This is a genomic window from Pantoea ananatis PA13 (assembly GCF_000233595.1).
In the GTDB taxonomy this organism is placed as follows: domain Bacteria; phylum Pseudomonadota; class Gammaproteobacteria; order Enterobacterales; family Enterobacteriaceae; genus Pantoea; species Pantoea ananatis.
The window spans coordinates 2823423-2836674 of sequence record NC_017554.1; the positions used below are offsets into that span (position 1 = coordinate 2823423).

Here is a 13252-nt window from a genome sequence, read left to right on the forward strand (position 1 = left end):
CAGACGAGAATAATGACATCACAGCATAATGCCCTTTTCAGTCATCTGAGCAGCGTGCTCAGCGCCGAGAGCAAAACCCCGCTCTATAAACGTTTCGTGCAGGTGATTAAAGACGCCGTGCGCGACGGATTGCTGCGTCACGAAGAGGTGTTGCCCAGCGAGCGCGAATTTTCTCACTCTCTGGGGATTTCCCGCATCACGGTGCGTAAAGCGATGGATGCGCTCTCTCAGGAAGGGATTGTTCATCGCTCGCGTGGCTATGGCACGCAGATTTGTCGCGCACTGGAATATTCACTGAAAGAGCCGCAGGGATTTTCACAGCAGGTCGTATTACGGGGTAAAAAGCCCGATACGGAATGGCTGCAAAAACATCGTATCCGTTGCGAAGATGACATTGCGCAGAAGCTGCAGCTGCCCCCGGACAGTGAGGTCTATTTGCTGAAGCGCCTGCGTTATGTCGATCAACAGGCCGTGTCCGTGGAAACGTCCTGGGTGCCGTGCGATTTGATCAACGATGCCAGCGACATCGGTATTTCGCTGTACGACTATTTTCGCCGCCACCAGATCCAGCCGGTGAAAACGCAAAGTCGCGTCAGTGCGCAAATGCCAGATGCCGAATTACAGCGCCTCATTGCCCTGCCCGAGCGGATTCCCGTACTGGTGATTAAGCAGTTGGCGCTGGATGCGCGCGATCGTCCTCTGGAATACAGCATCAGCTACTGTCGCAGTGATTTGTACGTGTTTATTGCCGAGTAAGGCACTGCTGCCAGTGGCGAATCAGCGCTGCACGGTCGGGGGCGGTATCGCCTCCACGCTGCGCAACCACGAATGATGCGACGGCATTCCCCAGCGCCACTGCGTTATCAAGTGGCCAGCCAGATGCGAGCGCAGCCAGTAATCCTCCCGTGTGGCTGTCACCGGCCCCAATCGTATCGACCACCGCCGTCTTGAATGCTGCGATCCAGCCGTACTGTCCGTGATGGCTGAAGCCTGCGCCTTCGCTATCCAGCCTGACCACCAGCGGGCTGGCAAAATGTTTTGCCCACTGGGTAATCAGCGCCTGCGCGTTAAAAGACCCGTCCTGCTGCAAACGCTGGTGCCAGACGTGTTCGGCTTCCTGGCGATTAAGCGTAATCAACGGCTGCAGCGCCATCACGCGCTGCCAGTGATCCGGCGCGATCGCAGGCAGACGCGGCCCAAAATCGATCGCCAGCCGCGGCCTGTTTGCCAGCCCTTCCAGCCAGGACAGCAGTGTTTCCGCATTCTTGCCGATGAGCTGATAACCCGACAGATACAGCCAGCCTTCTGCGTGAAGCGGAACAGAGGCCAGCATCGCCTCATCCCACTGGTTCTCCACCCCGGCCACCGACAGGAACGTGCGTTCTCCGTCGGGTTCAACCAGCGCCAGGCACCAGCCGTTGTCGCCCTTGTGGGTTTCCGTGACGCTGGTCAGGCCACAGGCCGCAAGCTTTTGCCGGAGTAGCTCAGCCCAGACGCCCTGGCCGAGCGGTAACGCAGAAACGGCATCCATACCTAAGCGGTGCAGCGCCAGCGCCACGTTCAACGCACAGCCTCCCACGCTGATACTTTGCTGCTGCAGCGCGCTGTCGCCGCCGCGCTGGGGAAGCTGCTCGGCGCGGGCGATGACATCCACGACGGCGGCGCCCAGTACGACGATCGGGGCCCGGTTGCCTAATGTTGCCACGCTCTGGGAATCAACCATGCGCCGCCTCCCGCTTGAGGCGAAAAGCGGTAAACGCCCGGCCGTAGCTTTCAAAGTCCAGTTTATTTACGCTATCCAGCTGCTGTCGGAGCGCAGGGTCAATGGCATCAATACCGTTAAGCGCACCACAAATGGCAACCGCCATCGCACCAATGGTGTCCGTGTCGCCGCCCAGATTGGCGCAAAGAATGGCGCAGCGGTTGGGATCGGTTCCTGCCAGTTCAACCATCGCGATGGCGGCGGGCACGGACTCGATGGTGCTGGTGCCTGTTCCCACCAGGGCATAGATGTTCTCCATAGTGGATTCAACACCGCGCCCCTGTTCAACCACCGAAAACGCCAGCTCAAGGCGCGCAGACATGGCCGCACTAAAGGTGGTTATCTGCCGCTCCTGCGCCGCACGCGCGACGGCAGGCAGCGCGTCACGAATCTGTCTCCAGCCTGCGCCCTCTATCGCCCGGGAAACGGCCCAGGCAATCACGGTTGCCCCGGCAATCGCGACGTCGGCCTTGTGGGTGGGGCTGGACGCCAGCGCAACCGCATCAATAAAACTGTGCAAATCTCGCGCGGGTAACAGGCAGCCCAGCGGGGCAATACGCATCGCCGCCCCATTTGTCAGGCCGTTGTTTTCCAGCGCGCTGATCGGCTGGCCGGCCTGTAATGCGCGCAGCGCGATTTTTGATGTGGGCCCCAGAACATTTTTATTAAACGCGTCAAACCCTTCTGCCCAGCGCAGGATGTTAAGACCAATGGTTTCAGCGACGATCTCTCCGTCATGACGGATGATGGCATCGGCCAGCGCCAGCGCCATCGATGTATCGTCAGTGAACTCGGCGCGGCCGAAATAGCAGGCGGCGTTATTCTCTGCCGGGCCGGGCAGAAAACGATCAATCCAGCCAAAATGTGCTTTTACGCGGCTTCGCGGCCAGAGTTCTGACGGCATGCCCATGGCATCGCCAAGCGCCTGACCATAAAACGCGCCGGTGATCCTTTGTTGTACGGTAATCATCTTCTCTTCCTTATTTTTGGCTTTCCGTCGCGGCGGCAGGCTCAACCACGTTAAGCTCATCGCTGCGCTTTTTCGTATCGCGGAACAGCAGAATAAACGCCACGGTAATCAATATGATCATCACGCTACCAAACAGCCACATTCCCGCCCAGTTGAACGTCAGGCCGTTGCGCGGTTGACCATAGGCAAACATCTCCTGCATCAGATAGCCCCCCAGGCGATAACCTAACAGGCTGCCGATTCCCTGACAGGCCAGGGTAATTAATCCCTGCGCCGCATTGCGCATGCTCACAGGGGATTTTTTATCGACGTAGATGTAGGCAGTAATAAAGTAAAAGTCATAGCTGACGCCGTGCAGCAGAATGCCCATAAATAACAGGCCATAGGTGAGCAGGTTCTGATCGCTGCCAAAAACAAAAAACAGATAACGCAGCGCGGCCGTCACCAGGCCGAGCAGCAAGACCTTGCCGATACCAAAACGTTTGATAAAGAACGGCAGCGCCAGTAAAAACAGAATTTCGGACATCTGCCCTAACGTCATCCAGCCCGTGGCGTGCGCCAGGCCCACTTCGGTCAGGAAGCCCTCGGCAAAGATGTAATAGAACGCCAGCGGCATACTGAACAGGAAGGAACAGACAAAAAAGACCAGGAAGCTGCGATCTTTTAACAGATGCAGGGCATCCAGGCCCAGCGCGGTTCGCACACTAAAGGCGCCGGTACTTTTAGGCTCCGTGGCGGGCAGCATAAAGGCGAATATACCCAGCAGCAGCGAGCTGGCGGCGGTAATCAGCAGCGGCACATTGCTGGCGGAGATATCGCCAAAGCCCAGTAACGACGGCAGAAAACCGCAGACGATACCGGATGCGATCCAGCCAAGCGTGCCCAGCACGCGGATGCGCGGATAATCACGCTCCACGTCTGCTACATGCGAAAACGCAATGCTGTTGGTGAGGGCAATCGTGGGCATATAGGTCAGCGCATACAGCAGCAACAGGGGAAAGAAACCGCTGAAGTGCGTTTGCTGCGCCGCGAAGTACATCAGCCCGGCGCCCACGATCATCAGCACACCCAGCACTTTCTGGGCCTGAAAAAAGCGGTCTGCCAGCGATCCCACCAGAATGGGCGACAGAATGGCGGCAATGGAGGTACAGGCATAGCACCACGCAATCTCGACGGGCGTGAAACCATTTTTGCTAAGGAAGGCCCAGAGCGGGACAAACCACGCGCCCCAGATAAACCATTCCACAAACATCATCAATGACAGGCTGGCCGTTTTCGTTTTCATTATAGTGTTCCCCGGTGTTGGTAAGGCCAATCTAACACCACAAACATAACCTTTATAATACCTTTGGGTGGAATTTTGAGCTACCTCCCATTATCGGTGAGAACGGTTTTATGCGCGCCAGGGGAAACGGTGGCGTCTTCTGTCTGGTCTCACCCGACCGCCGGACGCGAGACGTTGAGCACTTAATGCTCTGGAAAGGCAGCGCGTCTTTGCAGGCGGTTCGGGCTTACAAACACGCCACCGGCCGTAGGCTTTGGGCTTCGGCCTTCGGGCCGCAGGCAACCACAATGCGGCCCGCACGGCATCCTCTAACAACGTATGCGGTTCCTGGCCCAGAAAACTCACCCGTTGAGTATTTTCCCTCCAGACAGGCCGCTGCCACAAATAACGCATCTCAAGCATTTCATGTAGCGTGGTATGAAATGGAGCCCGCGCAGAAACACGCCACCAGGCTGTAAGGCGGCGGAATTCGCTCGCCTTCAGGCTCATTCTCCAGGCGCGTATCTGAACAATGCAGCCGCGCTGCTCATTTCTGGACATCCTTCTTTTCGCTTTGCTGACATACAGATTCTTGTGCATTTATTACACTGCGCGCTGAGAATGAACGTTCATTACAGGGTAATTCATGAAAACTTTTCAGCGCACTATGATCGTCGGGCTGGTCGTGATGATCGCGGGCTGCGATCAAAACAGTCCTCCCGCCGATGCCAACATGACCACCGAAGTCGGGGTAAAAACGTTGCAAAGCGCATCGGTGACACTGGACAGCCAGCTTGCCGGGCGCGTCACCGGCAGTATGACGTCTGATGTCAGGCCGCAGGTGGATGGGATCATTCAGAAACGTCTGTTCACCGAAGGCGATGAGGTGAAAGCCGGACAGGTGCTGTATCAGATCGATCCGGCCAGCTATCAGGCCAGCTACGATCAGGCCGTCGCACAACTTAAGAATGCGCAGGCCCTGGTGAAGAGCAGCAAACTGAAAGCCGAACGCTATGCCGCACTGGTGAAAGATAACGGCGTTTCACGTCAGGATGCGGATGATGCGCAGGCAACGTATCAACAGAACGTTGCTTCAGTGGATCAGTACCGTGCTGCCGTCGAAAGTGCGCGCATCAACCTGAATTACACCCAAATCAAAGCGCCGATTAGCGGTCGCATTGGGATTTCATCGGTTACGCCTGGCGCGCTGGTGACCGCCAGCCAGACCACCGCGCTGGCGACGATTCGCGCACTGGATCCCATCTATGTCGATCTCACGCAATCCAGCGTGCAATTGCTCAAACTGAGACGCCAACAGGCGTCACTGCAGCAGAACAAAGATGACGTGCCCGTGACGGTGAAACTGGAAGATGGTACGACCTACGATCATCCCGGCAAGCTGGAACTGACCGAGGTCTCGGTGGATGAGGCGACGGGCACTGTGACGCTGCGTGCGATTTTCCCCAATCCCCAACATGAACTGTTGCCGGGCATGTACGTGCGCGCCAGCGTCACCAACGGCGTGAAAAGCGATGCCATTTTGGCGCCTCAGCAAGGCATCACCCGTGATGCGAAAGGCAATGCTACCGCGCTGGTGGTCGATAAAGAGAACAAAGTCGAAAGTCGCGACGTAGTGACCGACCGCGTAATGGGCAATAACTGGCTGATTACTTCCGGCCTAAACCAGGGTGACAAGCTGATTGTTGAAGGCACCGCAAAAGTTCAGGCGGGCATGCAGGTGAAAGCGGTAGACGTCTCTTCGGGCGATAACGCTCCGACCAGCGAGGGTCACTGATATGTTGGCGCAGTTCTTTATCCGTCGGCCGGTCTTTGCCTGGGTGATCGCCCTTTGCATCATGCTGTTCGGTATCCTGAGTATTCGCAGCCTGCCCGTGGCGCAGTATCCCGATGTGGCACCGCCACAAATCAGTGTTCAGGCCACCTATACGGGCGCATCGGCGGAAACGCTGGAAAGCAGCGTGACCCAGGTTATTGAGCAACAGCTCACCGGACTGGATGGACTGCTCTATTTCAGTTCGACCAGTACCGCATCCACCGGCCAGGTGAAAATCAATGTCACGTTTAAACAGGGCACCGATCCCGATATTGCTCAGGTCCAGGTGCAGAATAAGGTGCAGCAGGCCGAGAGCCGCTTGCCGAGCGCCGTGACCTCACAGGGCGTGACCGTGCAGAAAGCCCAGAGCGACTTTCTGCTGATTTTGGCGGTGTACGATAAAAGCAATAAAAGCAGCTCTTCCGATGTCGCCGACTATATGGTCAGCAACATGGAAGACACGCTGGCGCGCGTGACAGGCGTCGGTAACGTACAGGTTTTTGGCGCCGAGTACGCGATGCGTATCTGGCTCGATCCCAGCAAGCTGGCGTCGTATTCGCTGATGCCTTCTGATGTCACCACCGCTCTTGAGAGTCAAAATACCCAGGTGTCTTCCGGGCAGTTGGGCGCGCAACCGTCCAGCAACACACAACAACTGGTGGCGACGGTACGTTCGCGTTCACGCCTGCAAACCCCTGAGCAGTTCCGCAACATTGTGCTGAAAAGCCAGGCCGATGGTTCTGTGGTCCGTCTGAGCGATGTCGCACGCGTAGAAATGGGCGATGAAGACTACAGTGCCAATGTCATGGCGAACGGCCATCCGGCATCCGGTATGGCTATCCAACTGGCATCTGGCGCTAATGCACTCTCCACCGCCGAAAAGGTGAAATCCACCATTGACGAATTCCGGAGCAGCATGCCGGCGGGCTATGAAATAGCCTATCCGCTCGACAGCACTGACTTCGTTAAAATCTCGATTGAAGAAGTGGTGAAAACGCTGGTCGAAGCGGTCATTTTAGTGGTGATTGTGATGTTTGTGTTCCTGCAAAACATCCGCACCACGCTGATTCCCACGATTGCAGTTCCGGTCGTTCTCCTGGGCACCTTTGGTGTGCTGTCTTTCTTTGGTTATTCGATTAACACGCTTACCATGTTCGGCATGGTGCTCGCCATTGGCTTGCTCGTCGATGATGCCATCGTCGTGGTTGAAAACGTCGAACGCGTGATGCGCGAAGAGGGATTACCCCCGCGAGAAGCAACCGAGAAATCGATGAGGGAGATTACTGGTGCGTTGGTTGGCATCGCGCTGGTGCTCTCTGCCGTGTTCCTGCCGATGACCTTCTTTAGCGGTTCAACAGGCGTGATTTACCGTCAGTTCTCTATCACCATCGTCTCTTCCATGGTGCTGTCGGTGATTGTGGCGCTGACGCTGACGCCCGCCCTCTGTGCCACCTTGCTTAAACCGCACAATCACGACAGCGGTCGCAACGGTTTCTTTGGCTGGTTTAACCAGCGCTATGAAAACGTGCAGGCACGCTATCAACGTGGCGTCGGGAAGGTCATGCACCGTTCCGTGCGCTATCTGCTGCTGTACGGCGTGCTGTTGATCGGCTGTGCCGTACTCTATATGCGCCTGCCAACCGGCTTTCTGCCGACCGAAGATCAGGGTTACATCATGGTGCAGTATCAGTTGGCACCGGGCGCGACGGAAAATCGCACCCGTGAAGTCCGTCGTCAGGTACAGCAGTATTTCGCCACCCAGGAGAAAGATAACGTTAACGTTAGCATGCTGGTAGACGGCTTCAGTTTTGCCGGTAACGGACAGAATGCGGGGGTCGGCTTTATCTCGCTTAAGAACTGGCGTGACCGTAAAGGCAGTGAGAACAGTGCTGATGCGATTGCAGGCCGCGCCATGGCGGCGCTGTCGCGGATTCGTGATGCCCAGATCTTTGTGCTGTCGCCGCCCGCCGTCTCCGGGCTGGGTCAATCCAACGGCTTCACGTTTGAGCTGCAAGCGCGTGGTGCTACCGCACGCGATCAACTGCTGAAAATGCGCGATCAGCTGATTGCAAAAGCGAATCAGGATAAGGATCTCAGCGCTGTACGTGCCAACTCGCTGCCGGACCTGCCGCAACTGGATGTCAGTATCGATGATGCGAAAGCACAGTCACTGGGCCTGACCATCAGCGACATCAATAATACGCTCAGTGCAGCCATTGGCGGCAGTTATGTCAATGACTTCTCCGACCGCGGCCGCGTGAAGAAAGTCTATATGCAGGGCGATCAATCGTTCCGCAGCAAGCCAGAGGATATTGATCAATGGTATGTCCGCGGAACAGACAGCAGCAATAACACCACCATGGTGCCCTTCTCGTCCTTTGCCTCGTCGAAATGGTCCTATGGTCCGGATGTGCTTTCACGTTACAACGGCCTGGCATCCTATGAAATTCAGGGATCGGCCGCCGAAGGGAAAAGCTCCGGGGATGCCATCACCGCAATGGAAAAACTTGCGGCGACCTTGCCTGCGGGCACCACCTTCGCCTGGAGTGGGCTCTCTTATCAGGAAAAACTTTCCGGTAATCAGGCGCTGTCGCTGTATGGCATTTCACTGATTGTGGTGTTCCTGTGCCTGGCCGCCCTGTATGAGAGCTGGGCAGTGCCGCTTTCGGTGATGTTGGTGGTGCCATTGGGCGTCATCGGCTCACTACTGGCGATTACGCTGCGTGGCCTGGAAAATGACGTTTACTTTCAGGTTGCGCTGCTCACGATCATCGGACTTTCCTCGAAGAATGCCATTCTGATTGTGGAGTTCGCTGAAGAGCACTACCGCAAGGGCGAGAGCCTGATAAACGCGGCGGTTCATGCGGCGACGATGCGCTTGCGTCCCATCATCATGACCTCACTGGCCTTTACCGCAGGCGTACTGCCGCTGGCGATCTCCACGGGCGCGGGGGCCAACAGCCGTATCGCCATCGGTACCGGTATTATTGGCGGCACCTTAACTGCCACCCTGCTGGCTATTTTCTTTGTACCGCTGTTTTTTGTGCTGGTCCGCCGGGTCTTTCCGGCACAGCCGCATGACACGGCCCGGTCAACCGACTCAGCAGCGAAGGTGAAGGTGAAGGAATAATGACCATGACTGCAAAACTTTTCACCGTGTTTTTACCCTGCTTCCTTGCGGGCTGCGTGTCGCTGGATCCGCATTATGATCGTCCTGTGGATGCCGTGAAGGCGACAAACCCGACCGGGGAAGCCTACCCTAACCTGCAAGGGACTGCCGTCAATTATCGCGCGATCCGTTGGCAGGATTATGTGCTGGACAGCCAACTTCATCAGGTTGTCGGCATGGCGTTGGACAGTAGCCGAGACTTACGTGAAGCGGTGGCGAGTGTAAAATCCGCGCATGCGCAATACGCTGAGCAACGTGCCGATCTCTTCCCGTCATTGAGCGCCGGTGTCAGCGGGACGCGCTCACGTGCCCTGACGGGCGAAGGCAATCAAACGGCGCTGGGCAATTCTTACTCTGCCGAAGGCAGTGTCAGCGCATTTGAACTGGATTTATTTGGTAAGAATCAAAGCCTGTCGCGCCAGCAGTATGAAACCTACCTTGGTACCCTGGAGGGCGCGCGGAGTACGCGCCTGACGGTGCTGTATAACACCATTGATTACTGGCTTCAGTTGGCGGCGGATCGCAGCAATCTGGCTATTGCGAAAGAGACAGCTGAGAGTGCGCGGCAGTCACTGGACGTGACGCGCAAGCGCATGCAAAACGGTGTGGATTCGATGGTTGATGTGGCGTCTGCGGAAACCACCTATCAGTCTGCGCAGGCGGATGTGGCCAGCTATACTACCAGCGTGGCGCAGGATAAGAATGCGCTGGATCTGGTTGTTGGAAAACCTGTACCCGATGCGTTGCTGCCGCAAAATCTTGAATCGATTGGCCATGCGTTGCGCGATGTGCCCGCAGGGATATCGTCGGATGTCCTCAATAATCGTCCAGATGTCTTGCAGGCTGAGCACAACCTGAAGGCGGCGAATGCCAACATCGGGGCAGCGCGGGCCAATTTCTTCCCCAGCATTTCACTGACCGCCAGCGGTGGCGTTGGCAGTGCCGATCTCGCCTCGCTGTTCAAAAACGGCGTGGGAATTTGGTCGTTTTCCCCCAGTATCTCGCTGCCTGTCTTCAAGGGCGGCTACAACGTAGCCTACCTGAATTACACCAAAGCGCAGAAGGAGTACTACGTGGCGGCGTACGAAAAGTCGGTGCAGACCGCTTTCAGCGAAGTCGAGGATGCCCTGGCGCGGCGCGGCACCATCAACGATCAATTGACCAGCCAGCGTAACAATGTGGCAGCCTCACAGATTTACGCGCATCTGGCCGATCTGCGTTATCAAAGCGGCGTGGATACCTGGCTGAATGCGTTAACCGCCCAGCGAACGCTCTACTCCGCCAGAACCCGTCTGGTCAGCGTGGAACAGGCGTACTACCAAAACCTAAATACATTCTACAAGGTGATGGGAGGCGGCTCGGCGCGACAAGCGTCTGAACAAACGGTAGATGTGCGTTGAACGCCCAAATGCGCAGGGATGCGCACCCGACAAACTGCGCGCAATAACATCGCGCGCTGCCCTCAATAGTGGAACAGGGCAAATCCCGATACACGGACATCAGGCCATTCTGTGTCAGAATGTGTGACGGCGATTCCCTCGCCCCGGAGCCTCGCGTACCATGTCAGAATAAGTCAATAAAAAGGGCCGCATATCGGCCTGTATTCAGGAGAGTTTTTTGAGCAAGCCTGATAATGAAACGTTCTTTAAGCAGCGGCAGCAACTGATCATTTCAGCCGCGAAGAACTGCTTCAGCCGTTCCGGTTTTCACGGTGCAAGTATGGCCGATATCAGTCGTGAATCCGGTTTAGGTGCAGGTCAGCTTTATCGCTACTTTAACAGTAAAGAAGTGATTGTCAGTGAAACCATAAAAAGTATCGCAGAAAACTGGCGGACGTTTTTGCTGCATAGTTTGGCGCACGAAACGCACACCGCCAATATTATTGATACCGACTCGCCCTTTTGGCAGAACTGGTCTCCTGAGGACCGGTGTTTATTACTGGAAATGTATTCCGAAGCCTCACGTCATGAATCAGTGCGCTCAATGCTGGCCCGCGAGGAAGCCTTATTGGTCGCAGATCTGGACAGGCTATTCAGGCAGAAAATGCCGACAGAAAGTCCACTCCAGCGCAGCAACCGTATCCAGTTTTTGCTGATGCTGGTGGATGGCGTCGCCTGTCATGCATATGGAGATAAAAATGTGGATCAGCAGGAACTGAGCCGGATCAATGCTGTACTCGACCGTCACCTGTTTTGATGCGTTACTCAGCATCCGGTTGGTGGATGTCATGGCTAACCGCCTTAAAGAACGGCATAAAGCTGTCTTCTGTCTCGCGGCGTTTCATAAAACGGCGAATGATCATGCCGTCTATTACCAGGGAAACCACATGCAATCGTGCATGGATGATGTTCGCCTCCAGTGCCGGATTGAGCGCCTGTTGCTCAGTAATAAAATTCTTTTTTAAAACCTGCCAGGCATCGTGAAGAATCTGACGAATACGCGCATTACGCGTGGATTCGGATGATATCTCGATGAGCAACACAATGCTTTGTTCGACTTCTGGTGACGCCAAATCTCCCGGCAGATGCGTCACTCTCCCCGCGTTCGCCATTTTCTCGAAGTCGGCTTTCAGTAACACGATCATACGCTGCACCTCTTTCGTGACCAGTGCTTCAACGATCGCTTCCTTATTTTTATAATATTTATAAATCAGCCCGATGCTGACATTTGCCTGACTGGCGATACTCTGAATGGAGGTTTGATAAAACCCTTTTTGTCGCATGCAGTATTCGGCTGCATCAAGAATTTCTTCGCTGCGATTCATCAGGATACTCACAAGATAAAAGAAATGACTTTAGTGTCTGTCATTACCAATAGCTATGGCAAGTGGGTAAGGCATTTCACGTCCTGTCGTATTCGGCGTGATGAAACAACCCCCTTTCCTGCGTCCGTTTGCCTGACGGTTGTCTTCCATCAGGCGAACGGGCGTTGCTCAACGAACTGCGCGTGGCTTTTCCATACGAAATCCCATGCCGATGAGTCGGCCAAAAATAAAGCGTAAAAAGGGATATTTACGGATGATGCCGGGCATTTTGCTTTTGCCTTCCCCATCCGGTTTCTTTTTACTGCTCATTTTTATTTGCAGGAACTGCGTCGCAACGGTGGGAAACTGACGGCGCTGCTGTACTTTTTTCAGATCCCTGAACGTGACCTTCCTCTTTAACAAAGGCCGGGTAAGCAGATTCGCCGTGGCCACCGCATCCTGGATGGCAAGATTAACCCCCACTCCGCCAATGGGTGACATCGCATGAGCCGCATCACCGATGCAGAGCACGCCCGGTTTTGCCCACTGATTCAACCTGTCGATACGGATTGACAGCAGTTTGAAACTCTCCCAGCTGTCAATTTCCGCCAGCCGTTCGACGCTAAAAGGGGAGACGGTGGCAATGTTGTGTTTCATCGCGTCAAGCCCACGGGCCTGGATCGCCTCAAACTGCCCTTTTTCAATCGTCAGTCCACACTGCCAGTAATCGCCCCTGTCGATCACGATAACGTTATTTCGCGGGCCGGTGTGACCCATCCCTGACTGCGGATCCTCTGGCTGTTTGTTCAGGCGAAACCACAAAACGTCGCGTGGTGAGCCAAAATGCTGGCTCACCAGTCCGGCCTGTGCGCGAACGGCAGAGTTGCGCCCGTCTGCCCCCACCACCAGGCGGGAACGTATCTCAACGGGCTGACCCGACTGTAAGGCCAGAACACCCCGAACCTCACCCTCTTCGATGATCAACTGGCTTAACGAGGTGGATTTTAGCAGGGTGAAGCCGGGAAACTGCGCGCTCTGTTCCGCCAGAAAATTCAGGAAATCCCACTGCGGCATGAAGGCGATAAAACGGCACTGCAGCGGCAGGCGCGAGAAATCGGCCATCGTGACCTCCTCGCCCCCCATTTCCGCCTGCAGCTTTTCCGCACGCTGATGAGGAAGTTTCAGCAGATCGTCCAGCAGGCCCAGCTGATGCATGACCTCCAGCGTAGAAGGATGGATCGTGTCACCACGAAAATCGCGGAGAAAATCGGCATGTTTTTCCAGCACGACAACCTGTAAACCGGCGCGGGCCAGTAGATAGCCCAGCATCAAACCGGCCGGGCCGCCGCCGACGATACAGCAGTCAGAGATAACGTGTTCAGTGGATGGCATAGCTTACCCCTCATAATATGCGTGGTAAGTGTATGCCACTGCGGATGATTTAAGTACCGAGGAACGACAGGGATAAGCGTTGTTGTCCCGGCCAGACCAGGTGCACCAGTGCAACAGC

10 protein-coding genes are annotated in these 13252 nt (G+C 55.7%); 5 read left to right on the forward strand and 5 right to left on the reverse strand.

Translation table 11 applies throughout. The features are described from left to right. Window positions 1–12: 12 nt before the first annotated feature. Window positions 13–756, forward strand: a complete 744-nt coding sequence (locus PAGR_RS13295) for a GntR family transcriptional regulator (RefSeq protein WP_013025419.1) — start codon at window positions 13–15, stop codon at window positions 754–756. On the opposite strand, the gene PAGR_RS13300 is transcribed toward PAGR_RS13295, so the two are convergent. The 3 genes from PAGR_RS13300 to PAGR_RS13310 are packed head-to-tail and all read right to left on the reverse strand — an operon-like array spanning window position 743 to window position 4017. Continuing rightward, window positions 743–1723, reverse strand: a complete 981-nt coding sequence (locus PAGR_RS13300; protein WP_014593466.1) for a PfkB family carbohydrate kinase — start codon at window positions 1721–1723, stop codon at window positions 743–745. The two genes, PAGR_RS13295 and PAGR_RS13300, sit on opposite strands and share 14 nt — an antisense overlap. Further along, window positions 1716–2732 (reverse strand): ADP-ribosylglycohydrolase family protein, encoded by a 1017-nt coding sequence (locus PAGR_RS13305; RefSeq protein ID WP_014606100.1) that lies wholly within the window; start codon window positions 2730–2732, stop codon window positions 1716–1718. The genes PAGR_RS13300 and PAGR_RS13305 overlap by 8 nt, the downstream gene beginning before the upstream one ends. Window positions 2733–2742: 10 nt before the next feature. After that, window positions 2743–4017 carry a nucleoside permease gene (locus PAGR_RS13310; protein WP_014593464.1) on the reverse strand — a complete coding sequence of 425 codons (1275 nt, stop codon included), beginning with the start codon at window positions 4015–4017 and terminating at the stop codon, window positions 2743–2745. Between the two features lie 625 nt (window positions 4018–4642). On the opposite strand from PAGR_RS13310, the gene PAGR_RS13315 reads away from it, so the two are divergent. The 4 genes from PAGR_RS13315 to PAGR_RS13330 all read left to right on the forward strand — a co-directional run bounded on the left by PAGR_RS13315 (window position 4643) and on the right by PAGR_RS13330 (window position 11195). Then, window positions 4643–5791 (forward strand): efflux RND transporter periplasmic adaptor subunit, encoded by a 1149-nt coding sequence (locus PAGR_RS13315; RefSeq protein ID WP_014606102.1) that lies wholly within the window; start codon window positions 4643–4645, stop codon window positions 5789–5791. Between the two features lies 1 nt (window position 5792). After that, the gene (locus tag PAGR_RS13320) at window positions 5793–8960 is read left to right on the forward strand and encodes an efflux RND transporter permease subunit (protein ID WP_014606103.1); all 3168 of its coding nucleotides are present in this window, start codon (window positions 5793–5795) and stop codon (window positions 8958–8960) included. Next, window positions 8960–10399 carry an efflux transporter outer membrane subunit gene (locus tag PAGR_RS13325; RefSeq protein ID WP_014606104.1) on the forward strand — a complete coding sequence of 480 codons (1440 nt, stop codon included), beginning with the start codon at window positions 8960–8962 and terminating at the stop codon, window positions 10397–10399. Before PAGR_RS13320 ends, PAGR_RS13325 begins: the two co-directional genes overlap by 1 nt. Before the next feature lie 217 nt (window positions 10400–10616). Further along, entirely contained in the window at window positions 10617–11195 is a 579-nt protein-coding gene (locus PAGR_RS13330) for a TetR/AcrR family transcriptional regulator (protein WP_014606105.1), read from the forward strand. Window positions 11196–11199: 4 nt separating this feature from the next. Here PAGR_RS13330 and PAGR_RS13335 read toward each other — a convergent pair whose 3' ends face one another. Then, window positions 11200–11763, reverse strand: coding sequence for a TetR/AcrR family transcriptional regulator (locus PAGR_RS13335; protein ID WP_014606106.1), 564 nt, complete (start codon window positions 11761–11763; stop codon window positions 11200–11202). Window positions 11764–11931: 168 nt separating this feature from the next. Continuing rightward, window positions 11932–13134, reverse strand: a complete 1203-nt coding sequence (locus PAGR_RS13340; protein ID WP_014606107.1) for an FAD-dependent oxidoreductase — start codon at window positions 13132–13134, stop codon at window positions 11932–11934. Between the last annotated feature and the right edge of the window lie 118 nt (window positions 13135–13252).

What these genes read in the sequence shown, in the direction of transcription:
- PAGR_RS13315 (WP_014606102.1), top strand. Translation starts at nt 4,643, where the DNA reads ATGAAAACTTTTCAGCGCACTATGATCGTCGGGCTGGTCGTGATGATC.
- PAGR_RS13340 (WP_014606107.1), bottom strand. Translation starts at nt 13,134, where the DNA reads ATGCCATCCACTGAACACGTTATCTCTGACTGCTGTATCGTCGGCGGC.
- PAGR_RS13300 (WP_014593466.1), bottom strand. Translation starts at nt 1,723, where the DNA reads ATGGTTGATTCCCAGAGCGTGGCAACATTAGGCAACCGGGCCCCGATC.
- PAGR_RS13295 (WP_013025419.1), top strand. Translation starts at nt 13, where the DNA reads ATGACATCACAGCATAATGCCCTTTTCAGTCATCTGAGCAGCGTGCTC.
- PAGR_RS13310 (WP_014593464.1), bottom strand. Translation starts at nt 4,017, where the DNA reads ATGAAAACGAAAACGGCCAGCCTGTCATTGATGATGTTTGTGGAATGG.
- PAGR_RS13305 (WP_014606100.1), bottom strand. Translation starts at nt 2,732, where the DNA reads ATGATTACCGTACAACAAAGGATCACCGGCGCGTTTTATGGTCAGGCG.
- PAGR_RS13320 (WP_014606103.1), top strand. Translation starts at nt 5,793, where the DNA reads ATGTTGGCGCAGTTCTTTATCCGTCGGCCGGTCTTTGCCTGGGTGATC.
- PAGR_RS13325 (WP_014606104.1), top strand. Translation starts at nt 8,960, where the DNA reads ATGACCATGACTGCAAAACTTTTCACCGTGTTTTTACCCTGCTTCCTT.
- PAGR_RS13335 (WP_014606106.1), bottom strand. Translation starts at nt 11,763, where the DNA reads ATGAATCGCAGCGAAGAAATTCTTGATGCAGCCGAATACTGCATGCGA.